This is a genomic window from Salinicoccus sesuvii (assembly GCF_042648145.1).
Taxonomy (GTDB): Bacteria; Bacillota; Bacilli; order Staphylococcales; family Salinicoccaceae; genus Salinicoccus; species Salinicoccus sesuvii.
In genome coordinates, this window is record NZ_JBHRWV010000002.1 from 118418 (window position 1) to 140930 (window position 22513).

Annotated in this window: 21 protein-coding genes; 17 read left to right on the forward strand and 4 right to left on the reverse strand. The window is 43.0% G+C overall.

Features of this window, described 5'->3' with window-relative positions; all coding sequences use genetic code 11:
* Nucleotides 1-199: 199 nt before the first annotated feature.
* The gene (gene leuS / locus ACFOJ8_RS03285; RefSeq protein ID WP_380653260.1) at nt 200-2611 is read left to right on the forward strand and encodes a leucine--tRNA ligase; all 2412 of its coding nucleotides are present in this window, start codon (nt 200-202) and stop codon (nt 2609-2611) included.
* 29 nt (nt 2612-2640) lie between these two features.
* Here the strand turns inward: leuS and ACFOJ8_RS03290 are convergent, their stop codons facing one another.
* The gene (locus ACFOJ8_RS03290; RefSeq protein ID WP_380653262.1) at nt 2641-3891 is read right to left on the reverse strand and encodes a BaiN/RdsA family NAD(P)/FAD-dependent oxidoreductase; all 1251 of its coding nucleotides are present in this window, start codon (nt 3889-3891) and stop codon (nt 2641-2643) included.
* Nucleotides 3892-3970: 79 nt separating this feature from the next.
* Between ACFOJ8_RS03290 and ACFOJ8_RS03295 the strand changes: the two genes are divergently transcribed.
* From ACFOJ8_RS03295 to trmB, 7 genes are all read left to right on the forward strand, one after another.
* On the forward strand, nt 3971-5605 hold the full coding sequence (locus ACFOJ8_RS03295) for a putative polysaccharide biosynthesis protein (protein ID WP_380653264.1): 1635 nt from the start codon (nt 3971-3973) through the stop codon (nt 5603-5605).
* A complete protein-coding gene (locus ACFOJ8_RS03300) occupies nt 5606-6298 on the forward strand; it encodes a pseudouridine synthase (protein WP_380653266.1) in 693 nt (230 codons plus the stop codon). It begins immediately after the preceding gene.
* A 61-nt stretch (nt 6299-6359) separates the two neighbouring features.
* Entirely contained in the window at nt 6360-7163 is an 804-nt protein-coding gene (locus tag ACFOJ8_RS03305) for a hypothetical protein (protein WP_380653268.1), read from the forward strand.
* Nucleotides 7164-7274: 111 nt separating this feature from the next.
* Nucleotides 7275-8696: a dipeptidase PepV gene (gene pepV / locus ACFOJ8_RS03310; RefSeq protein ID WP_380653271.1), complete on the forward strand. Its 1422-nt coding sequence runs from the start codon at nt 7275-7277 to the stop codon at nt 8694-8696.
* Entirely contained in the window at nt 8686-9534 is an 849-nt protein-coding gene (dat, locus tag ACFOJ8_RS03315; RefSeq protein WP_380653274.1) for a D-amino-acid transaminase, read from the forward strand. The genes pepV and dat overlap by 11 nt, the downstream gene beginning before the upstream one ends.
* Before the next feature lie 223 nt (nt 9535-9757).
* A complete protein-coding gene (locus ACFOJ8_RS03320) occupies nt 9758-10549 on the forward strand; it encodes a phosphotransferase (protein WP_380653277.1) in 792 nt (263 codons plus the stop codon).
* A gap of 42 nt (nt 10550-10591) precedes the next feature.
* Nucleotides 10592-11224: a tRNA (guanosine(46)-N7)-methyltransferase TrmB gene (trmB, locus tag ACFOJ8_RS03325; RefSeq protein ID WP_380653279.1), complete on the forward strand. Its 633-nt coding sequence runs from the start codon at nt 10592-10594 to the stop codon at nt 11222-11224.
* A gap of 203 nt (nt 11225-11427) precedes the next feature.
* On the opposite strand, the gene ACFOJ8_RS03330 is transcribed toward trmB, so the two are convergent.
* A complete protein-coding gene (locus ACFOJ8_RS03330; RefSeq protein WP_380653281.1) occupies nt 11428-11727 on the reverse strand; it encodes a hypothetical protein in 300 nt (99 codons plus the stop codon).
* 69 nt (nt 11728-11796) lie between these two features.
* Here ACFOJ8_RS03330 and ACFOJ8_RS03335 point away from each other — a divergent pair, with 69 nt between their 5' ends.
* The 9 genes from ACFOJ8_RS03335 to ccpA all read left to right on the forward strand — a co-directional run bounded on the left by ACFOJ8_RS03335 (nt 11797) and on the right by ccpA (nt 20657).
* On the forward strand, nt 11797-12876 hold the full coding sequence (locus tag ACFOJ8_RS03335; RefSeq protein WP_380653283.1) for a M42 family metallopeptidase: 1080 nt from the start codon (nt 11797-11799) through the stop codon (nt 12874-12876).
* Nucleotides 12877-13872: a PTS transporter subunit IIC gene (locus ACFOJ8_RS03340; RefSeq protein WP_380653286.1), complete on the forward strand. Its 996-nt coding sequence runs from the start codon at nt 12877-12879 to the stop codon at nt 13870-13872.
* A gap of 15 nt (nt 13873-13887) precedes the next feature.
* The gene (locus tag ACFOJ8_RS03345) at nt 13888-14700 is read left to right on the forward strand and encodes a DUF1444 family protein (protein WP_380653288.1); all 813 of its coding nucleotides are present in this window, start codon (nt 13888-13890) and stop codon (nt 14698-14700) included.
* A complete protein-coding gene (gene ytpR, locus ACFOJ8_RS03350; protein ID WP_380653291.1) occupies nt 14697-15287 on the forward strand; it encodes a YtpR family tRNA-binding protein in 591 nt (196 codons plus the stop codon). The genes ACFOJ8_RS03345 and ytpR overlap by 4 nt, the downstream gene beginning before the upstream one ends.
* A gap of 10 nt (nt 15288-15297) precedes the next feature.
* Nucleotides 15298-17019 (forward strand): DNA translocase FtsK, encoded by a 1722-nt coding sequence (locus tag ACFOJ8_RS03355; RefSeq protein WP_380653294.1) that lies wholly within the window; start codon nt 15298-15300, stop codon nt 17017-17019.
* A gap of 30 nt (nt 17020-17049) precedes the next feature.
* Nucleotides 17050-18351 (forward strand): UDP-N-acetylmuramate--L-alanine ligase, encoded by a 1302-nt coding sequence (murC, locus tag ACFOJ8_RS03360; RefSeq protein WP_380653296.1) that lies wholly within the window; start codon nt 17050-17052, stop codon nt 18349-18351.
* Between the two features lie 85 nt (nt 18352-18436).
* Nucleotides 18437-19003 carry a DUF948 domain-containing protein gene (locus tag ACFOJ8_RS03365; RefSeq protein ID WP_380653298.1) on the forward strand — a complete coding sequence of 189 codons (567 nt, stop codon included), beginning with the start codon at nt 18437-18439 and terminating at the stop codon, nt 19001-19003.
* A gap of 11 nt (nt 19004-19014) precedes the next feature.
* Complete coding sequence (locus ACFOJ8_RS03370) at nt 19015-19497, forward strand: YtxH domain-containing protein (protein ID WP_380653301.1); 483 nt, start codon at nt 19015-19017, stop codon at nt 19495-19497.
* 170 nt (nt 19498-19667) lie between these two features.
* On the forward strand, nt 19668-20657 hold the full coding sequence (ccpA, locus tag ACFOJ8_RS03375) for a catabolite control protein A (RefSeq protein WP_380653304.1): 990 nt from the start codon (nt 19668-19670) through the stop codon (nt 20655-20657).
* 57 nt (nt 20658-20714) lie between these two features.
* On the opposite strand, the gene ACFOJ8_RS03380 is transcribed toward ccpA, so the two are convergent.
* Both ACFOJ8_RS03380 and ACFOJ8_RS03385 read right to left on the reverse strand, forming a co-directional pair.
* On the reverse strand, nt 20715-21866 hold the full coding sequence (locus ACFOJ8_RS03380) for an acetoin utilization protein AcuC (protein ID WP_380653307.1): 1152 nt from the start codon (nt 21864-21866) through the stop codon (nt 20715-20717).
* On the reverse strand, nt 21863-22504 hold the full coding sequence (locus ACFOJ8_RS03385) for a CBS and ACT domain-containing protein (RefSeq protein ID WP_380653310.1): 642 nt from the start codon (nt 22502-22504) through the stop codon (nt 21863-21865). The genes ACFOJ8_RS03380 and ACFOJ8_RS03385 overlap by 4 nt, the downstream gene beginning before the upstream one ends.
* Between the last annotated feature and the right edge of the window lie 9 nt (nt 22505-22513).

Sequence of the window (22513 nt, forward strand, 5' to 3'; positions counted from 1 at the left end):
GTATACGGATGCATTTCAAGAGAGCTGGTGGATGGTGTGAACCAGTAGTAGAAGTATACGAACTTGTCCAAATCCAAACTAATCTTATCGAATGAAGTTGCACTTAACGGTGAATGCGGGTGGTACCGCGGTCGTATAGATATATGATCGTCCCATGCTTATACAGGCATGGGATTATTTATATTCAAGGAGGATTTTTATGGCGTTTAATCATCAGGAAATTGAAAAGAAATGGCAGACCCATTGGGAACAAGAAAAGATATTCAAGACAGAGGAAGAGTATGACAAGAAGAAGTTCTATGCGCTCGATATGTTTCCATATCCATCAGGAGCGGGCCTGCATGTTGGGCATCCAGAAGGCTATACGGCAACAGATATCATTTCGAGAATGAAGCGGATGCAGGGCTATAATGTGTTGCATCCAATCGGCTGGGATGCATTCGGGTTGCCAGCTGAACAGTACGCCATCGATACAGGGAATGACATTCGTGCGTTCAATGAAAAGAACATCGATAACTTCCGTCGCCAGATCAAGGAACTCGGTTTCAGCTACGACTGGGACCGTGAAATCAATACGACAGATCCGGACTACTACAAGTGGACACAATGGATTTTCATACAGCTCTACAACAAGGGCCTCGCCTACGTTGATGAAGTACCGGTGAACTGGTGTGAAGCACTAGGCACAGTACTTGCCAATGAAGAAGTCATCGATGGTGTGTCGGAGCGCGGTGGACATCCGGTTGTCAGAAAGCCGATGAAGCAGTGGATGCTCAAGATTACAGCCTATGCGGACCGCCTACTTGAAGACTTGGAAGATTTGGACTGGCCGGAATCACTCAAAGATATGCAAAGAAACTGGATTGGCAGATCAGAAGGGGCGAACATCACCTTTAAGATAGACGGTACAAACGAATCCTTTACTGCATTTACAACACGTCCAGACACCATCCATGGGGCCACTTATGCCGTTCTGTCACCAGAACACGAACTGATTGATGTCATTACAAAAGAGGAATATCGCTCAGAGATTGAAGCTTATCAGGAGAAAGCTGCTAGAAAAAGTGAACTAGAACGTACTGACTTGTCGAAGGAGAAGTCGGGGGCATTTACTGGCGCTTATGCTATCAATCCATTATCAGGTGATAAAATGCCGATTTGGATTGCTGATTATGTGCTTGCCTCTTATGGCACAGGTGCCATCATGGCAGTACCCGCACATGACGAGCGAGATTACGAATTCGCACATGCGTATAATCTCCCAATCAAGGCGGTTGTGGAAGGCGGAGACATTGAGAAGGAAGCATATACCGGAGACGGTGTGCACATCAATTCAGGTGCGCTTGACGGTCTCGACAAGGAAACGGCCATCACAAAAGCGATAGAGATTCTCAAATCCCAAAGTGCCGGAGAGCAAAAGACAACTTATAAGCTACGCGACTGGCTTTTTGCACGTCAGCGCTACTGGGGTGAACCGATTCCGGTTGTCTACTGGGAGGATGGCACAATGAGTGTGCTTGATGAATCGGAACTCCCGCTCATGTTACCCGAGATGGAAGAGATAAAGCCTTCAGGTACAGGGGAATCTCCGCTTGCCAATAACAAAGAATGGCTAACTGTCACTAGGGAAGATGGCGTCAAAGGCCGCAGGGAAACAAATACGATGCCACAATGGGCAGGTAGTTGCTGGTATTACCTCAGGTTCATTGACCCACATAACACCGAAGCACTTGCTTCTAAGGAAAAGCTCCAGCACTGGATGCCTGTCGATCTCTATATCGGTGGGGCAGAGCATGCTGTACTGCACCTACTATACGCTAGGTTTTGGCACAAAGTACTATATGATGTAGGTGTCGTAGAAACGAAGGAGCCGTTCCAGAAGCTATTCAACCAAGGCATGATTCTTGGAGAAGGTAATGAGAAGATGAGCAAGTCTAAGGGCAATGTCATTAATCCTGATGATATCGTCGCTTCACATGGTGCAGATACACTTAGACTATACGAGATGTTTATGGGACCACTCGATGCTTCAATTGCCTGGAGTGATAATGGTCTCGATGGTGCACGCCGATTCTTGGATCGAGTGTGGAGACTGCTTGTCGATGAGAATGGACAGCTGAAAGGACATATCATCGAAAGTGCGACACCTGAACTTGATAAGGTTTATCATGCCACTGTCAAAAAGGTGAGTGAGGATTTCGAATCCTTGAACTTTAATACAGCTATTTCGCAGCTCATGGTGTTCATCAATGAATGCTACAAGCAGGAAGAGTTGAATCGCGATTACGTTGAAGGATTTGTAAAACTGTTGTCCCCTGTAGCGCCACACATTGCGGAAGAACTGTGGGAAACGCTTGGGCATAGCGGCACCATTGCTTACTCGACTTGGCCTAACTTCGATGAATCGAAACTTGTCGAAGATGAAGTTGAAATTGTCATTCAAGTCAATGGCAAGGTGAAAGAAAAGATGAACGTACCAGCTGAAGCCAGCAAGGAAGATCTGGAACGTATCGCGATTGAGTCAAATCGTGTACAAGAGGCCATCCGGGAAAAGACGGTGAGGAAAGTAATCGTCGTTCCAGGTAAGCTCGTCAATATTGTTGCCAACTAAAGAAGACCTCCCGAGTTCGGGAGGTCTTTTCACATGGTGGTACTATGACCAGCTACATATCCGGTCACAAGTGCACTGGTAATATTATAACCCCCCGTGTAGCCGTGTATATCCAGAACTTCTCCAGCGAAATATAAACCCTTTGTCACGCGACTTTCCATTGTTTGGGGTGTGACTTCTTTCAGAGATACGCCACCCCCTGTCACGAAAGCTTTCTCTATAGACTGAGTACCGTCAACCTTGAATCGGAAATCTTTTAAAAAGTTGACAATTTTGTCGATGCTTTCCCTTGTTACATGGTGCCCATTGGCGGAACCATCTACCTCGAGGAAATCCAGCAAGAAAAGGACAAGACGCTCTTGCATTAGAGTTTTCAATGTATTCTTCAACGAACGGTCACGATTGTTAGAGATTTTCTCTTCAATTAGAATACGCATTTGGTTAATACTTTCGTCAGGGAAAAAATCAAGGGACATGGAAATCTGCTCTTTCTTCTGGCTTTTCTTCTCTTTGTAGACGAATTGGCTACAACGGAGGGCGGCAGGTCCGCTCACACCGAAGTGAGTGAATATCATGTCCATTCTATGTGTTACTCTTGGTCTACCATTCTTTTTAAGCACTGAAAGCGAGATATCAGACAGGCTCAAACCTTTCAGCCTACCTTCCCTGATGAAGGGTTCGGGAGAAGTGATGGGAACTTCTGTTGGAAACAGTTCTGTAATCCTATGTCCAGCAGAAGCTGCGAAGCGGTGACCATCACCTGTCGAACCGGTCTGTGGCACACTCTTTCCACCAGTGGTAATGACGACATTGGATGATTCGATCACAGTGCCATCCTCCAGTCTGATCCCTGTTGTTTGTGATTTATCGACCATAATTTCTTTAACGGTTGTTTCGGTTCTGATCTCCACCTGATTTTCGTCGAGCGCAGACATAAAGACATTCAAAATATCTTGTGCTTTGTCGGTTACTGGAAACATCCGTCCGTGGTCTTCCTCTTTGAGTGCGATGCCGCGTGACTCGATGAACCGGATAATGCTCTCGTTATCAAATGTACTGAAGGGGCCATACAAAAATTTCCCGTTCCCCGGTATATGACTGATAATTTCTTCATAAGGTAGTCGGTTGGTCACGTTGCAGCGTCCGCCCCCGGATATCAGAAGTTTCTTTCCGAGTGACTTGTTCTTCTCTATGAGCAGTACACGCCGGCCGGTCTCAGAGGATGCATAAGCAGCCATAAGACCGCTCACGCCGCCCCCGACAATAATGGTATGGTACATGAAATGTTCTCCTTTTTGTTTAAAACTGGTATGCTATCGATTATAATGAATATTATTCTTAATGTAAGAGGGTTATAAAATGTCTGATTCGAATAATTTGGTACGGGGTACTTTCCTGCTCACCATTGCTACGTTTGCAACTAAGCTTCTCGGGATGCTGTACCTCATTCCATTTTACAGCATTATGGGCGGGGAAGAAAATCTCGCTCTGTATGGTTACGCATATACACCATATACCATAATGCTTTCTATTGCAGCAGCTGGTGTTCCAGGTGCGGTTTCCAAATATATTTCAAAGTACAATGCACTAGGAGCTTACGCTACTAGTCAAAAATTGTACCGTTCAAGCCTGATCGTCATGATGGGATCAGGTATTATTGCGTTTATAGCGCTTTTCATCGCAGCACCTTACATCGCAGATCTACAAATGCTTGCAGCCGGAGAGGGCGCACACCGATGGTCGGCTGAAGATGTTACACGAATCATTCGCGTGGTTAGTGTTGCCGTCATTGTTGTGCCGTTCATGGCGACGTGGCGCGGTATCTTCCAAGGATTCGAATCATTTGGGCCGACGAGTGTTTCCGCAGTCATCGAGCAGGCAGTGAGAATCGTCTTCTTGCTTGCCGGTGCTTACCTTGTCCTCAACGTCTGGGGCGGTTCTGTACAGAGAGCGAATGAAGTCGCAGTATTCGCAGCTTTCGTAGGTGTACTCGGCTCCATGCTGACGTTATCCTACTTCTGGCGAAAAAGAAAGAAACATATCGATGAAATGATTGCTACAGATGATACCGATTATGACTTTTCCTACCGTGAGATGTACGCGGAGATTATCCGTTATGGCATTCCTTTCATCATTGTCAGTATCAGCATCCCATTGACGCTTTTCATCGATCAGCTGACGCATAATAACGGACTTGCACTCGGTGGTGTACCAGAGGAGTACCACGATGCATGGTTTGGCATGTTGAACCTTACAACACATAAACTTGTCATGATTCCGACGGCCTTCGCTTCGGCCTTTGCAATTACAATTCTTCCGTTTATTACGAAGAACTACCAAAAAGGGAATATGGAAGGGGTTCATCAGCAGATTAAGATGATGGTGCTCATGCTGCTCTTCTTCGTTATCCCTGCGGCACTTGGTATGATGGTACTCTCTGCGCCGCTCTATACATCGTTTTATGAATTCAACGAAATGGGCATAAAGATACTATTGTTCTATGCTCCTGTCAGCATCGCAATCTCGCTGTTCACCATTACATGTTCCGTCGTGCAAGGAATAGATAAGCAGAACTTGACGCTGTATGTTGTGCTTATCATGCTTGTTATAAAAGCGGCCATCAATATACCGCTAATCATTCAGTTTGGTACAGTTGGAGCTGTTATGGGGACAGGGATAGCTCTCAGCATTGGTGCGCTCATCAACTTCATCATCATCAAACGTTACGGCAGATTCTATTTCAGACCACTGCTTAAACCGCTCATCCAGATTGTCGTCTACAGTCTGGCTATGCTATTGGTTGTAGAACTTATCTATTACGCACTCATCTTCAATCTCGAAGTCGATCATAAAGTGGATTCTCTTCTTATTATGGCTATTGCCGTACCAGCAGGGGGAATTGTTTATATGCTACTATCGTTCAGAAGCGGTTTAGCGGATGAGATACTCGGCAGCCGAGCGGATAAAATAAGAAAAAAACTGAAGGTACTCTAAATGAGACTGGATAAGTATCTGTCAAATGCCGGTGTCGGCAGCCGCAGTGCTGTTAAAGCGATGATCAAAAATAAACGGGTTCAAGTCGATGGGGTAGTTGTAAAAGACCCAAAGACCACTACTAACCATGACAGTGAAGTGATACTTGATGGCTTGCGCGTAATTCTCGAGCAGTACATTTATCTGATGCTCAACAAGCCAGAAGGTGTAATATCTTCAACTGAAAAAAACAAGGAATCTACAGTGATAGATTTAATCGACCATCATCAGAAAGATGAGCTGTTCCCTGTAGGTAGACTGGACAAGGATACGACGGGCCTGCTTTTAATCACCAATGATGGTAAGTTTGCCCACGAGCTAATGAGTCCGAAACATAAAGTAGGAAAAACTTATGTGGCAGAATTAAGAGAAGAAGTTTCTCAATCCGATATTGAGAAACTAAAGCATGGCATTCCACTGAAAGACTTCACTACTGCACCTGCAGAAGCAACTAGAATCTCAGCAAAAACGGTACGGCTTACAATTACCGAGGGCAAGTTCCATCAGGTCAAAAGAATGTTTCGTTATCTAGAAAACGAAGTGATTGGGCTTCATCGGACCCATATTGGCAACCTAGTTCTTGATGACAGTCTGCCAAAAGGCGGCTACAGAAGGTTGAACGAAAATGAGTTGGAACTTATTAAAAAAGTTTAGCTCAGAGAGTAATGGGTAAATATGAATCAGGTAAGTAAAAAAAACGTAAGAGGTGTTGGATATGGCTAGAAAAACCGGAGGATTACTGAAGTTAGCAGCAATGCTTGGACTTGCAGTAGCAGCAAAGCAATTGTCCAAGAAAGAGAATCGTGATGTAGTAGTGAATGAATATAATAAAGTGAAAGAAGATCCGAAAGGCTATGCTCAGAACGTGCAGGACAAACTTTCCAAACAAGCTGGTGAATACCAGGAGATGGCCAAGAACGAATATGGGAAAGTAAAGGAAGATCCGAAAGGCTATGCTCAGAACGTGCAGGACAAAGTCACTGAGCAAGCTTCAGGCTATCAGGAGAAATTTACTAAGCAAGCTGGTGAATACCAAGAGAGAGCCAAGGAAGAATTTAACAAGGCCAAAGAAGATCCGAAGGGCTATGCAAGCGATGCCCAGAACAAGGTTAAATCCAAAATGAACAACGCAGAGTCTGAACAGGCTTCTGATGATGAGAATGAAGAAAATAATCAAAACGACAAGATTTCACTGAACCAGGGCAACAGCAGCACAGACGACAATGGTGAAGAACATTCTACAAAGCCTGATAGGATGGATGCTGAAGGCCAACTTACGGCTGAGCAGATGAACAATGAGTGGATTTCCGAAGGTGGTCTGCACCCTGATGAGAATCTTCAGGATGACGTATCTTTCGGTGGTCTCAATAAAGACAACGTCAACGATGTTGATGTAGTGGATGACCAAGGTGATAAGGATGAAAACCACAATATCCACGTAGTAACTGACAGCGACAATGAAAACTCCGACAACAACAAGTCGAACAGCAATAAAAACAAGAATAACAATAAAAAATAATCAGTTTTCTCAAGGGAACAGTGCTATTATTGCACTGTTCCCTTGTTTTTATATTTCTTTTTCTTTATCATTGTAAAAAAGATTGCGTACATAAGATGGGAGAGCATACTGATGGACTATAAAGCTCTGGTTGAAGCCTGTAAAGATGATTTAGTTGCAGATCTGTTCGGACTACTTGAGATAGAGAGTGTCAAAGGAGAATCTTCAAAAGATGCTCCGGTCGGCGAAGGGCCAAAACGCGCCCTCGACTATATGCTTGAACTCGGCCGCCGTGACGGTTTTTCCACATTGAATGTAGAGAACATTGCAGGTCATATTGAATCTGGAAAAGGTGAAAAACTTTTCGGCATACTTGGGCATGTTGATGTGGTTCCACCTGGCAAAGGTTGGGACACCGATCCTTTTAATCCGGAAATTCTTGGTGATGAAATCGTAGCCAGAGGCATCCAAGATGATAAGGGTCCGACCATGGCCGCGTACTACGCTATGAAGATCCTGCATCAGCAGGGAGCGCCATTCAAGTACCGTACACGTCTAATTATAGGAACAGATGAAGAATCCGACTGGCAGTGCACAGAAGCCTATTTCAACGCAGAAGAGATGCCTCAAGCCGGTTTCGCACCAGATGCAGCGTTCCCACTCATTCATGGAGAGAAGGGTATTTCCACATTCAATTTTGTTCAGAAGCAGACTGCTTTGGATGAGGATGAACCAAAGATAGAACTGAAGGCACTCATCTCTGGTGAACGATATAATATGGTGCCAGAAGATGCAGAAGCTAAGTTGAAAATTCAGCAGAACATGAGTGAAGTCATCCAGTCGTACGAAGACTTTCTGAGAGAAACAAAAGCAGAAGGGTCGTATGAGGTTGATAATGGTTTTCTTAAGTTGAGCATCCAGGGTAAAAGTGCGCATGGTTCCACGCCTGAGGCTGGAGTGAATGCTGGATTAATCCTAATTCAATTTTTAAAACGTCTTGACCTTGATAATAATGCGAAAGCATTTGCCGGATTTGCAGTTGATAGGTTTGTGGGTAGGACGGATGGTGCCCAACTCGGTATGGACTATTCGCATGATGAGATGGGTGAAACTTCGGTAAACGTCGGTATGATCAACTACACCGAAGTTGATGGCGGTATCTTTGGAGTGAATTTGAGATACCCAGAAGGCATTGATTTTGATGCGAAGATGGATGCGTTGAAAGAAGATATAACAGAACAGGGCTTCACCATCGAAGATCTGGAATATCAACCTCCACACTACGTAGATAAGGAAGATCCATTAGTAAAGATTCTAACAGATGCATACCGTAATCATGTAGATGACCGCACGGAGCCGTTTACAATCGGTGGTGGCACATACGCCCGCACTTTGGAAAAGGGAGTCGCTTTTGGAGCGATGTTCAAAGATACTGCTGATACGATGCACCAGAAGAATGAGCGCATGAAGGTTGAAGAACTGCTGAAGGCGACAGAAATTTATCTGGAGGCACTTCATAGAATCTGTATAAAGGGTGAGATGGATGAAGATTAGTTATTACAATGGACAATTCAAAAATGATGATGAAATTACGGTAGATTACAACGATCGTGCATTCTATTTTGGCGATGGTGTATACGAAGTCGTAAGAGTCTATAACAATGAATTCTTTACGCTGGATGAACATATGGACCGCCTCATAAGAAGTGCGTCGGAGATTGGCATTGAAGACCTTGACCGTTCGAAAATGGTTGAGATTGTTACTCAGTTGAATAAGCAAAACAATATATCCGATGGCTCTATCTATATCCAAGTATCCAGAGGAATTGGTAAGAGGAACCATGCCTATCCACTGGATACAAAACCAGTCGTTCTTGCTTACATGAATGAAACCGCACGCCCAACTGATCAAATGGAAGAGGGAATTAGTGCCATTACAGCGGAAGACTACAGGTGGCTGAAGTGTCACGTCAAGAGTCTCAACCTATTAGCTAACGTCATGGAGAAAGAACGTGCTGTACGAGCAGGAGCCCATGAAACCATCCTTAATCGTCAAGGCATTGTCACTGAAGGTTCTTCTACAAATGTATTCATTGTCAAAGACGGTGTGTTGATCACTCATCCTGCCGATAATATGATACTGAACGGAATTACGAGACTTGAAGTACTTAAGGTGGCAGAGCTGCGAAACATTGCATATGAAGAAAAGACATTCACTGTTAAAGAGCTGATGGAAGCAGAAGAAGTTTTCATCACCAGTACCACTCAAGAAGTGACACCTGTCATCGAAGTAGACGGCGAAATGATCGGAAAAGGATTGAAAGGCAAAGTAACAAATGCCTTGCAGGAAGGATTCAATGAGAGAATCCATAAATTAAACCTGGTTAAATAATGTTAACCTGAAAAATTACCCTAATTTATTTATGGTCCTTCAACGCTTACAGTGTATGGTTTTGTAGACACGTAACGCCCTGTTGTCATAAAATGAATGGACAATAGTCCTTGAAATAAACGGTAAAACCCTATAAAATTTATAACTACGAACAGAAATCGGCGCTATCTTATTTTCTAATATTTAGCGCTTTTTTCATTGACGATGAAAAGAGGTGTGGAATTTGGAGCATTTCTATCAGCTCGGCTGGACACTTGACCCTGTGGGTGGAGCATCTGGTGAAGCCTATAAGGCAGAGCAAGATGGCAGGAAGCTGTTCCTGAAACGTAATGCCAGCCCTTTCCTTGCAGCGCTGTCTGCTGAAGGTATTGTACCGAAACTGGTCTGGACCAAAAGAATAGAGACCGGAGAAGTAGTGACAGCACAACATTGGAAAAATGGCCGGGAGCTGACTCGTGAAGAGATGTGCTCGGAGAGAGTGGCCTCTTTGATGAAGAAAATCCATTCGTCAAGGCCACTCCTCACCATGCTGAAAAAGCTTGGAATGAAACCCATGCTACCTGATTTGTTGCTGAATAAAATACAGACATCACTGTCTCCAAAGGTAAATGCCCACCACACTGTCCGTGCGGCAATTCAATATTTGGAAAATGAGATGCCGGTTATAGACGAGGCATTCTGTACAGTGTGCCATGGCGACGTCAACCATAACAATTGGCTTTTATCCGATCAAGATGAGCTTTATCTGGTGGACTGGGAAGGGGCCATGATTGCCGATCCTGCAATTGACCTTGGCATGATACTTTATACGTATGTAGATATAGATAAGTGGGAGAGCTGGCTTAGTGAGTATGGTAAGCCGCTGGATCGCGATCTGATGAAACGAATGAAGTGGTATACCCTCGTACAAGCCATTACTATGATTCAATGGTATGAAGACCATAAGCGTTTCAAGGATATGAACGACTGGATCATTTTCCTTAATAAAGTGATTCAGAGAGACCGTTTTATTTAGTTTTTAAATTTTCAAGCGATAGCAAGCAGGTGGAGAAAGATAATGAGAATGCGCAACAAACCATGGGCAATGGATTTTCTAGAAGAAAACAATAATATCGTAGACATTGATTCCACCTACTCCGGAAGAGTAGGAGCCTTCTTTGACGAAACAAGACCACTTCATATAGAGGTGGGTACTGGTATGGGTACATTTATAACTGAATTGGCAAAAAGGCATCCAGAAATCAACTTTGTCGGGATTGAACTGGATAAGAATGTCATAGTCCGTGTTGTCGAGAAAGTAATTGAAGCAAATCTTGGGAATGTTAGGTTGGTTCTGCTGGATGCGAATGCGATAGATACGTACTTCAGAAATGATGAAGTATCTAGAATCTATCTCAACTTTTCGGACCCTTGGCCAAAGACCCGTCACGAGAAACGGCGCCTGACTTCAAGTACCTTCCTTGAAAAGTACGGTGCCATATTGAAAGAAGAAGGAATTCTACAGTTCAAGACGGACAATAGAGGCCTCTTTGAATTCAGTCTTGTTAGTATGAATACGAAAGGCATGCACTTCCATGAAGTGCAACTCGATCTTCATGCTGATGAGCCGGAAGACAACATTCGGACTGAGTATGAAGAAAAGTTTTCAGCTAAAGGAAATAAGATATATAGAATTAGAGCATCTTTTTAAAGATGCTTTTTTTTATGTCATGTATTTCATTACGAAAGAATGATAAAATGAGGATGCGTACTAAAGCATCTTTTTAAGCATAAAGAAACTAATCTGGGCAATCAGTCACCTTACGATAAAAGAGTGAAAGAGTATCTAGAACGTGCCCAAAATTGAGAAGGGGGCGGGAGCATAACACATATATAAAGAAGAAACCACGGATTCTACAACTTGGTAGTTTCCATGATTTCTCCTGTATAGGCATCGGCAGTGAACTGGTAACGTGCAGTTTCGTTGTCAGCCTTAATATGAAGGCGCCCTTTATAGACATCGCGATCAAGACCCAAGAACTTACTTCTGTCGATCTCGTGATCAATAGAAATGAAAGTAATGTCTTCATATTTTTTGTGCAGCATGCTAATAATTGATTCGGGTTGAACATGTCTATTCTGCTTAAACCAAATAAACGCAGGCGCTATTAGAAGTGACAAAAGAAGTATGGTTCTGATAATTTTCTGTATCATGAGCAAGACCTCCTATCGCACTCAGTTTAGCATATTTTTAAGTCATATGATTATAAAAGGGGAATATAGATGAAACTTGTAGATAAGACACTAGAAAGAATGAAAAAATTGACAGAATTGCATGGGGCACCTGGGTTTGAAGATCAGGTAAGGAACTATATGAAAGAAGAAATGGCACCGTTTGCTGATGAAATTCTCCAAGATGGGCTAGGTGGCCTCTTTGCGCTGAAAAAATCCAAGGTAGAAAATGCTCCGAAAGTCATGATCGCAGGACATATGGATGAAGTCGGGTTCATGGTTACACAGCTTACCGAAAATGGCATGATTAAGTTCACCCCACTTGGTGGCTGGTCAAATGATGTCCTACTGAGCCATAAATTTAAAGTAAGGACGGCTGAAGACAAGGAAATTACCGGCGTTATTGGCAGTGTACCTGTCCACTTCAGAAAGGGTGAAGGAAATAAGCCCGTTCAGCTCGATGACATGTTACTTGATGTTGGTGCAGATAGCAGAGAAGATCTAGAGACGATGGGCATTCGTCCAGGAGACTCCATTGTACCGGACGTCAATTTTGAAGTGCTTGAGCAAGATAATAAATTGCTCGCCAAAGCTTGGGATAACCGATATGGTTGTCTGATTGCGATAGAGACGCTAGAAGCTCTGGCTGATGTAGAGCTGGACTGCGATTTATATGTCGGTGCCAACGTTCAAGAGGAAGTCGGTCTGCGCGGTGCCAAAGTAAGTTCGAATATGATCAAACCGGATATTGCATTTGCAGTGGACTGCTCACCAGCAAACGACATGCTCGGTAACAAGGATGATATTGGTAGAATTGGAGAAGGGACATTAGTCCGTATTGTGGACCGCACGATGATACTTTCGAAACCGATGAGAGATTATATGCTTAAAACAGCAGATGAGCACGATATCAAATTCCAGTATTACCAATCTCCAGGTGGTACAGATGCAGGAAGCATCCACGTCTCTAACGAAGGAGTCGTCAGTGCAGTTGTTGGGATTGTTGCACGCTATATCCATACTTCCCACTCGATCATTAATGCAGAAGATTACTTGCACGCTAAAGCGATGCTGACTGAACTGGTTAGGGGAATAGATCATGATAAAGTCATAGAACTTAGAGGCCAGTAAATGAAAGCATTCCTTAGAAGATGGTTCATTGATGGCATGAGTTTCATGGCGCTCGGTCTGTTTTCCTCACTCATCATTGGTCTGATTATAAATACGCTCGGTACCTATGTGCCATACCTTGAAAACCTGAAAGAAATTGGCGCAGTTGCCATGGGTATGACAGGGGCGGCAATTGGTGCCGCGATTGCGTACGGATTGAAAGCTTCGCCACTGGTCATATTTTCAGTGATCGTTGTCAGTTATGCGGCATATGATATGGGCGGAGCCGCCGGGAGTTACATCGCAAGTATTATATCGATAGAAGTTGCCAGACTTTATGCAGGCAGAACTAAGATTGATATCATCATTACACCATTATTCACGATTGTCCTCGGTTATGTGGCTGCGCGCTTTATCGGTCCTGTCATCGGAGACTTTATGACGAGTATGGGAGACATCATTGTGTTCGCAACAGATCAACGTCCTTTCATTATGGGAATGCTTGTTGCGGTCATATTCGGCATTACGCTTACTGCGCCACTCTCCAGTGCGGCGCTTGCCCTTATGCTAGATATCAGTGGGCTTGCAGCAGGCGCTGCTGTTATCGGTTGTTGCTGTCATATGGTAGGACTTGCAGCCACCGGATACAAGGACAATGGTTTTTCAGGTGTTTTGTCCATCGGTCTTGGAACATCAATGCTACAAGTACCAAATGTGTTGCTTAATCCCTTTATTCTAGTACCGCCTGTCTTGGCTAGCGCCATAATTGCGCCTGTTATGACGGTCTTCTTCCCAATGGAAAACAATGCAGCGGGCGCTGGTATGGGTACGAGTGGATTTGTTGGTCAGATTATGACCATCGAAACAATGGGCCCTTCACTAAGAGTATGGATACTTATTATTGTGTTCCAAATTGTTTTACCTGTTGTGGTAACTTTGGTATTCTATACTTTGCTGAAACGCACAGGATTAATCAAAGAAGGCGACCAGAAACTGAGACTGGGTGCAAAAGATTAGAACGGAGGAAATCTGATGAATATTTTCCAATTGAAGAATAAAATTGTGGAAAAACTTGAAGAAAAACGCGATGATTTCCTGACTTCTTTCAACCGCAAAGAGGAAATGCTCAGAGTCGAGAGGAAAGATAACGGTAAAGGTCTGGACATTGCGCTTTCAAAAGCAGTGGACAAGGCAAAGAATGATGAAAATTTCATTGAAGAAATCGTATATTATATAAATGAAACGCTGGACCGTATGAAGGAAGAGGATATTGGACTCGATGAGGCGAGCATCTATCCAGTAATACGTTCTACAAGCTTCCATAAGCAAAACAAGAACGGCGATGCATTCATCGTCGATGACCATACTAACGAAACGAATATATATTACGCAGTAGATTTTCAAAACAGCTACAGACTGATTGATGAAAAGCTGATTAAGTCTCTGGGTCTCGACAAGGAGGCTCTTCGTAAACTTGCTGATCAAAATATGAAACAGCTACCTGTCTCTCATAAAGGTGAAACTATACAAGAGAATGATTTTTATTTCATCAATCACAATGATGGTTATGATGCTACACGCATTCTCAACGAAGAAATGCTTGATAGTATGCATGAAAAATTTGACGGTGAGATGTTAGTAGGCCTTCCGCATCAAGATGTGCTTATTATCGCAAATGTAAGGAACAGTGTTGGATATGATATCATGGCTCAGATGATGATGCAGTATTTTGCAGAAGGACTAACACCGATTACGTCCTTGTCATTTTCATATCGTGACAAAAAGCTGGAACCGGTCTTCATACTGGGTAAACAAAAGAATCATAAAAGAGGTAGAGAAGAATGAAACTGACTTATAACCATCAGCATGTTGGAGATGTGCTGCTTGTAACTTTGAAAAAAACAGAAAATCCGTCATATGAGCATCACGAAGGCGTGACAGTCATTAGGGAAGGTAATGAAATCATCGGATTGAATATATTCGATGCTTCAAAGAAAATCTCCCTCTCAGAAGACGTAAATGTAACACCAGACGAATCTATTATTAGAGAAATAAATGCGGTATTAGAAGCTAGCAGCATCGATACAATTCAACCGGATCTCTCACCAAAGTTCGTCGTGGGCAAAGTGATTGATAAATCGAAGCATCCAGATGCAGATAAACTGAATATATGTAAAGTGGATGTCGGGGATGAAGAGTTGCAGATTGTCTGCGGGGCACCCAATGTTGATTCCGGACAAAAAGTGGTAGTTGCTAAAGTCGGCGCAATAATGCCCGATGGGCTCTATATTAAACCTTCGACATTAAGGGGTGTTGATTCGAAAGGAATGATCTGTTCCAAAAAGGAACTGAATCTTTCTGATGGCGGGAGCAAAGGCATCTACGTGCTTGATGACAACTATGAAGTCGCACAACCATTCGAAGTGAAATAAGGGTGATTCGATGAACAGACCAAGAAGGAGAAGACAGTTCGGTTATAATGTTGAGGAGAACCATTCCGATAAGGAAAGGTTCAGATTCCCATTAAACATGGATGAATCGATACAAAACGAGACGACAAAAGTACAAGAAGAGTCTAACGCTGGAATCAAAGAAGATAATGATCCAATAAGAAGACAACAGCAACAGTCACTGTTAGATGATACTCGCTTCAATCGTAAACGGCCGAAAAAGAATACTATTACTAAAGCACGTCAGGTGCCTTCGGCGATTCATGGTTCAAAAGGGAATCCAGGTTCAAGAGTAGGCGAACATAAAGATTCATCTGCAGACGATAAAACACCAGGATATGTTTCACCAATTGTCGAACAGTTGAAACGAGAGCGGGAGAGCCGTGAGAAAAGAAAACAACAACGTCTTCAAAGCAATGAAAAAAAGACGATTCCAACCCATGCAACTTCTCTTGATCCAGGACCTTCCGAAGCGGCACAGCCACAACCTTCAGATTTGAATCAGAATGAAGAAAATAGTGAAGGTAAGAAGGCTACTTCTCCTTTTAATGTCATTATGACACCCTACGATAAAAATAAGCATATATCCAAACAGAATACAGTTAAGCGGAGTGGCCCTAAGAATACTTTGCCACCCCTACATATACTGGGCGAAGGTCAGGACAGCGCTTACGAAACTTCAGGCGAGTCATACGCTGACGAAGTAGTTGCTGCTTTTGACGCCATTGGTGTGCCAACTAAAGTCATTGCCTATCGAACGAATGGTATTATCGGACGTTATGAGCTTTCGCTTGAAAGAAACTTCCGTCTAAATGTCATTGGGAAGCTAAAGGCTCATTTGGTCGAGGTACTTCCATTCGATAATGTCAAAGTTATTGCGCCGATTGTCGGTACAAGCAACATAGGTGTCGAGTTTGCTTTGCCTGTAATTCATCCGATACCATTCAGTACACTCTTCAAGTCTAGTTCTCTTGGATCTAGAAAGAACGATTTTAAGTTCGTTATAGGTAAAACAGTAGATGATCAGATATTCAGCTTCCCGTTACAGAAGGCCGGACATATGCTGATTTATGGTGGAGAAGAAATTCATTCAACCTCAGTCATTGATAATGTTCTGGTTTCCCTTATGATGAACCATAGTCCGAGAGAGCTTGAGATAATGGTAGCTTCCGACAAAGATGATCATATTGCATATGGTTCGCTTCCTTATGCATTTAATGAACCTAGGTCTTTAAAAGACAAGGATGTACTAAGTGATGTACTAGAAGAGCTTAATGACAGGCATAACCAGTTTAGAAGAGCACATGTACGCAATCTCGATAGCTACAACAAACGGGTCAAAACGGATGCAAGAAAAAGCATGATCATAGTTGTCATTGACGATCTTGCCGAATTGTTCGAGCATAACAACCCGGAAGCGATCCGGAGTATCGTACAGATTTTAAAAAAGGGTAAGCCACTCGGTATGCATCTGGTAATGAACCATTCTAGGAAAGATGTAAGCATTCGATTTGAGCTACTTCAAATGATGCAGACTAGAATTTCCTTTAAAGATGAAAAATCACGTGTAGTGGATAACAGTGACGAACTGGTAGAAGGCAATGATATGCTCATTCAGATTCCAACATCCAATAAGCCACTTAGAGTGAATGCTGGTATACTGGATCAAAAAATAAAAGAAAATGTCCTTTCCCATCTGAAAGGCATGAGCTGACGAAACAATTTATGAAAGTATGGTGAACGCATGGATAAATATCATTTTATAGGAATCAAGGGTGCAGGTATGAGTGCCCTGGCGCAAGTACTCCATGATCTTGGTCATGAAGTTCAGGGAGCCGACATCGAAAAGGAAGTTTTCACCGAGCACCAACTCAGAGATAAAGGAATTCGCATACTGCCTTTTGGTCTTGAAAATGTAGTGGAGGGTTTTACTTATATCGCTGGCAACGCCTTCGATGATAATCATGTTGAAATCAAGGCAGCACTTGAAAAAGGGTATCCGGTCATCCGATATCATGAATTCCTTTCCCAGTTCATGAACCAGTTCACCTCAATCGCCGTAACTGGCGCTCACGGTAAGACATCTACAACCGGTCTGCTCAGCCATGTAATGAATGGCGATGTGGATACAACCTTTCTCATTGGTGATGGGACCGGATTCGGACTGGAGGACAGTAAGTATTTCACATTCGAATCATGTGAGTATAAGCGTCACTTCTTAAGCTATCATCCAGACTACGCTATCATAACCAATATCGATTTCGACCACCCAGACTATTTTAAGGATTTGGATGACGTCGTCAATGCATTTTCGGAGATGGCGGATCAGGTCAAGAAAGCCATCATAGCTTATGGAGGGGATGCACATGCAAGAGAACTGGACTATAAAGTACCTGTCTACTTCTACGGAATTGACGGGGATTTTGATGTCCGGGCTTCAAATATAGAAACCGTTTCTAACGGGACGCGGTTTGATGTTTATGTTGGAGAAGGGCTTCTTGATACGTTTACAATTCCGATGTACGGCGATCACCACGTCCTCAATTCTCTCGCAGTCATTACTGTAGGCTATCTGGAAAACCTTGATATGGAAAATATCAAAAGAGCGTTCATGACTTTCGGTGGCGTCAAAAGACGTTTTAGCGAAACATTTAGAAATGGCATGGTTATTGTTGACGACTACGCGCATCATCCAAAAGAGATACGCGCGACGCTTGAAACAGCGAGGAAGAAGTATAGTGGGCGAGATATAGTCACGGTATTTCAACCGCATACATTCTCAAGAACCCAGAAGTTTTTGAATGAATTTGCGGACACTTTGTCTGCTTCCGATAAAGCATATATTGTGGATATATTCGGTTCTGCTCGCGAGAACGAAGGAGAGCTTTCAAGCCGCGATTTGGTTGCGCTTATTCCGGGTGCTGAATTACTGGAGGAAAGTGATGACATTGCAAAACTCAACAAGCACGAAGGCGCTGTCATTATATTTATGGGTGCAGGAGATATACAAAAATATGAGAAGAGATTTACAGAGTTATTATCCTGATAATCGTAAAAGATGTTTATAGCACATCCAATTGGGTTAATTTATAGAGAGAATAACAAAAATAGATATAGATGGAGGCGTTATAATGGATTGGCAGATTATTTTATATATTGCCGCTGGTGTTGCCGCAATTGCTTTCCTGATTCTTTGTATTGCGATAGCGATTGTACTGTTCTCAGTTAAGAAGAATCTAGATCATGTTGCAAAGACACTTGACGGTGTAGAAGGACAAATTCAAGGCATCACAAGAGAATCCACTGATCTACTGCATAAGACGAATCGTCTGGCAGAAGATGTGCAGGGCAAATCTGCAAAATTGAATTCAGTAGTGGATGCTGTACAAGGTATCGGACAATCAATGAACAACTTGAATTCTTCAGTCGACAGAGTTACAAACTCAATTACCCACAACATATCACAAAACGAAGAAAAGATTTCCCAAGTTGTTCAATGGTCGAATGTTGCAATGGAAGTTGCAGACAAATGGCAGATGCGTCAGAAGCGTAATAGCGCATTCAACACGAAATATTCTACGACGGCTGAGAGTGACCCGGACAATCTTCCGGTTGCTGTTAATCGTTCCGTAACTACAAATGACAATATTGATGAAGACCGTGTAAACGCTGGACTTAATGACGAAAGAAATCAATAGGAGGTTCTTGTATGGAAACCTATAATCGCGATCGCCACCTTCACGGAGTTGAGGAATACCAGGAACAAATCAACCAAACTACGGGCAGAGATTTCTCTGTCGGCCTAATCGTTGGTCTTCTTGTAGGTACGGTAGGCGGCCTACTGCTTGCACCGAAGTCCGGAGACGCTCTAAGAGATGACATTTCAGATCAAACTCAGAAACTCTCCAAGAGTTCAAGTAGCGACAGCAATGGAGAAGATAAAGGTTTAAAAGAAAAAGTACAGGACAAGACCGACGAACTTCGTGGTAAAGTGGAAGAAAAGAAAGATGATATGAGTGCGAAGAAGAGTGAGAAAGAAGAGCAAAAGCGCGTCAAATCTCTTGATGAATCTGCAGTCAAGGCGCAGAAAGATGCGATCCACGAAGAAGTTAATGAACCGCATAGAGAAAATGCGAACTCTGTAGATATGTCGAAATTCGCTGAAAGTTCTGAAGCTGACAAGAAGTCATGATAGGATATTATGAAGAATAACCACATGTTCATTCATGTGGTTATTTTTTTGACAAATCATAGAGCGGATGAATGTTAATTTCATTGTAGAAATGATTTTTTCATGACTAAAACCGTTGGTCATGTTATTATAGTACAAAAAGCGTTTTCAGAAGCGTGCGGAGGTGCAATATGACGGTTACTATATATGATGTTGCTAGAGAGGCTAAAGTTTCTATGGCAACCGTCTCAAGAGTGCTTAACGGAAACCCTAATGTTAAGCCTGAAACAAGGAAAAAGGTTAAAGATGTAATAGAGCGATTGGACTACCGTCCAAATGCTGTAGCACGTGGTCTGGCAAGTAAGAAGACAACGACTGTTGGTGTCATCATTCCGGATATTTCCAATCTTTATTATTCTGCATTGGCAAGAGGTCTTGACGATATTGCTGAAATGTATAATTATCAAATCATTATCACAAATACTGATAACGATCCACATAAGGAAAGGGATGCTTTCCTTGGTCTCGTCAGCAAACAGGTTGATGGCATAGTATTCCTCGGTGGCGCATTAAATGAAAAGACTTTGGAAGATATTAAAAAGTCCCATCTTCCGGTTGTCATATGCGGGACGAGTGAGAAAGATGAGAATATGCCTTCGGTTAACATCGACTACAATGAGGCAATTAAAGAAGTTGCAACAAAGTTTTTGCAAGAGGGCGCGAAACAAATTGCATTTGTCAAAGGCTCGTATTCCGAGCAATTGGAGCGTCATATTGTAGAGGGGCTTAAGGCAGCCTATAAAGAACACGACAGAGCTTTCGATGAGCAGTATATCCTATCCACCGGTGCAGATTACCAGTCGGGTAATGAATTACATGATACCATCCGTCAATTGGACGCAGATGTTGTTATCACGATGAGTGATGAAACAGCAATCGGCCTCTTGCATAAGGCAATGGATGAAGGTATTTCTGTCCCCGATCAGTTAGAAATATTGAGTTGCAGCAATACCCGCCTTGTCAATATGGTGCGTCCACAGCTTTCGAGTATCGCACTGCCACTATACGATATTGGTGCAGTCGGTATGAGACTGCTGACAAAATATATGAACGAAGAGACTGTGGAAGAAGCAAACGTCATCCTTCCCTATAGAATTGAATACCGCGGTACAACAAAGTAGTTGTCTATTCGGAAGTACAAAGAGCCCCCTGATTATAATCAGGGGGCTCTTTGTATATTACTCTTGTTCCAGATATCGCATGGCGCGAGACATCATACTGCGGTTTTTTTCATCTATTTCGTTGCGTCTTGGTATTTGCATATAATCTTTTAGATCATCTTCCCAGTAAAGCGGGAATTCAACCGGACATTTTTCTTCATATTGCTCAATATAGGATTTAGGCAGTCTGCCTCGGAGCGGTTGTTGGTCGTTCATCGCTAGCCATACTTGCGCCCACATTCGTGGGACAACTTGCCAGATGTTATAACCACCGCCACCCACCGCAATCCATTTGCCTTCTGTGTACTTATCGGCCATTTCATTAACAAAGCGGGGAATTTCCTCAAAAGTACGGGCAGTCAACGATAGGTGCGTCATCGGATCGCGAAAATGTGCATCAACACCATTCTGACTGAATATAATATCAGGTTTAAATTTTTTTATGGTCGCTTCAAGAGTTGCTTTGAAAATCGGTAGAAATGAATCGTCTTCCGTAAAGGCATCGATTGGAAGATTAACAGCGTACCCGAAGCCTTCCTCGGTGCCACGTTCTGTCAGGCTGCCTGTCCCCGGAAACAAATATCGGCCTGTCTCGTGGATGGAATAGGTCATCACTTCATTGGTATGATAGAAGATCCACTGCACACCATCTCCGTGGTGAGCATCAGTATCAACGTAGAGCACGCGCTTATTATATTTTGTTCTAAGATACTCAATAGCGACTGCAGTGTCATTATAAACGCAGAACCCACCAGCTCGTCCGCTGAAACCATGATGTAAGCCTCCGGAAAGGTTGAGTGCCTTGTTGCACTTACCTTCCATCACCGCCTCTACAGCGGTCAGTGTCGCGCCGACCAACATGCGACTCTTTTCATGCATATCTTCAAAGCTTGGAGTATCTTCTGTATCAAGCCCAAAATTTTCGAGCTTATCTGGCGACAGTTCACCTTTACCTGCAAGTTTTACTGCCTCAATATAATCCTTCTTATGAACAAGACCAAGCTCATCATCCGTTGCTTCACGTGGTTTTATAATATCAGTGGTTTTAAGATGACCCGACGCCATCAACAGATCAGTGGTCATCTTCAGTCGCATCTGATTGAAGGGATGAGTGGAGTTGAATCGATACTTGAGCAGAGCATCATCATAAATATAGACGGGCTTGGTCATTGGCCCATATGTGAAGGTTCAAGTACTGTAAACCCTCTATCTTTGAGTGTATCGATGGCTTTTCTCGGATTCATAGCTTGGACTCTGAGCAGGATGGTTTTGTATCCTTTTTTTTCTTTATTTTTATAGACTGAGATACTGATAATCTTGATATTCAATTCGTTAAAAACTTTGCCGATATCGTAGATGACGCCAGTACGGTCTTCTATATCTATTTCTATAATCGAACCCGGTTCTGTCATCCCGGTGAGTTCAAGATAAGTGTTTAACATATCCTTCTGTGTGACAATGCCAACCACCTTATCATCCCTAAGTACAGGTATCGCACCAATAGAGTAGTGGTAGAAATCAAGCGCAATCTCCTCTACGAAATCCATCGGATGGCAGTAGGTTACCCGCTTTCGCATAATTCTCGAGATAGGGACATTTAGTGTGAAATCAGGATCTTCTTCCGAGAATACCGATGGTAAGGTCAGTTTAATGTCTCTGTCTGAAATGATGCCGACGAGTCGTGTGTTTTGATCTACAATTGGAATATGCCGGAAAGCATTCTTGCTCATCATATTAAGAGCATCCTCAATCGTATGTTCGGGTGTCAATGTCTTGACCGGTGCGGTCATAATTCTCTCGACCAACATGTTATTCCT

What these genes read in the sequence shown, in the direction of transcription:
- leuS (WP_380653260.1), top strand. Translation starts at nt 200, where the DNA reads ATGGCGTTTAATCATCAGGAAATTGAAAAGAAATGGCAGACCCATTGG.
- ACFOJ8_RS03290 (WP_380653262.1), bottom strand. Translation starts at nt 3,891, where the DNA reads ATGTACCATACCATTATTGTCGGGGGCGGCGTGAGCGGTCTTATGGCT.
- ACFOJ8_RS03295 (WP_380653264.1), top strand. Translation starts at nt 3,971, where the DNA reads ATGTCTGATTCGAATAATTTGGTACGGGGTACTTTCCTGCTCACCATT.
- ACFOJ8_RS03300 (WP_380653266.1), top strand. Translation starts at nt 5,606, where the DNA reads ATGAGACTGGATAAGTATCTGTCAAATGCCGGTGTCGGCAGCCGCAGT.
- ACFOJ8_RS03305 (WP_380653268.1), top strand. Translation starts at nt 6,360, where the DNA reads ATGGCTAGAAAAACCGGAGGATTACTGAAGTTAGCAGCAATGCTTGGA.
- pepV (WP_380653271.1), top strand. Translation starts at nt 7,275, where the DNA reads ATGGACTATAAAGCTCTGGTTGAAGCCTGTAAAGATGATTTAGTTGCA.
- dat (WP_380653274.1), top strand. Translation starts at nt 8,686, where the DNA reads ATGAAGATTAGTTATTACAATGGACAATTCAAAAATGATGATGAAATT.
- trmB (WP_380653279.1), top strand. Translation starts at nt 10,592, where the DNA reads ATGAGAATGCGCAACAAACCATGGGCAATGGATTTTCTAGAAGAAAAC.
- ACFOJ8_RS03330 (WP_380653281.1), bottom strand. Translation starts at nt 11,727, where the DNA reads ATGATACAGAAAATTATCAGAACCATACTTCTTTTGTCACTTCTAATA.
- ACFOJ8_RS03335 (WP_380653283.1), top strand. Translation starts at nt 11,797, where the DNA reads ATGAAACTTGTAGATAAGACACTAGAAAGAATGAAAAAATTGACAGAA.
- ACFOJ8_RS03340 (WP_380653286.1), top strand. Translation starts at nt 12,877, where the DNA reads ATGAAAGCATTCCTTAGAAGATGGTTCATTGATGGCATGAGTTTCATG.
- ACFOJ8_RS03345 (WP_380653288.1), top strand. Translation starts at nt 13,888, where the DNA reads ATGAATATTTTCCAATTGAAGAATAAAATTGTGGAAAAACTTGAAGAA.
- ytpR (WP_380653291.1), top strand. Translation starts at nt 14,697, where the DNA reads ATGAAACTGACTTATAACCATCAGCATGTTGGAGATGTGCTGCTTGTA.
- ACFOJ8_RS03355 (WP_380653294.1), top strand. Translation starts at nt 15,298, where the DNA reads ATGAACAGACCAAGAAGGAGAAGACAGTTCGGTTATAATGTTGAGGAG.
- murC (WP_380653296.1), top strand. Translation starts at nt 17,050, where the DNA reads ATGGATAAATATCATTTTATAGGAATCAAGGGTGCAGGTATGAGTGCC.
- ACFOJ8_RS03365 (WP_380653298.1), top strand. Translation starts at nt 18,437, where the DNA reads ATGGATTGGCAGATTATTTTATATATTGCCGCTGGTGTTGCCGCAATT.
- ACFOJ8_RS03370 (WP_380653301.1), top strand. Translation starts at nt 19,015, where the DNA reads ATGGAAACCTATAATCGCGATCGCCACCTTCACGGAGTTGAGGAATAC.
- ccpA (WP_380653304.1), top strand. Translation starts at nt 19,668, where the DNA reads ATGACGGTTACTATATATGATGTTGCTAGAGAGGCTAAAGTTTCTATG.
- ACFOJ8_RS03380 (WP_380653307.1), bottom strand. Translation starts at nt 21,866, where the DNA reads ATGACCAAGCCCGTCTATATTTATGATGATGCTCTGCTCAAGTATCGA.
- ACFOJ8_RS03385 (WP_380653310.1), bottom strand. Translation starts at nt 22,504, where the DNA reads ATGTTGGTCGAGAGAATTATGACCGCACCGGTCAAGACATTGACACCC.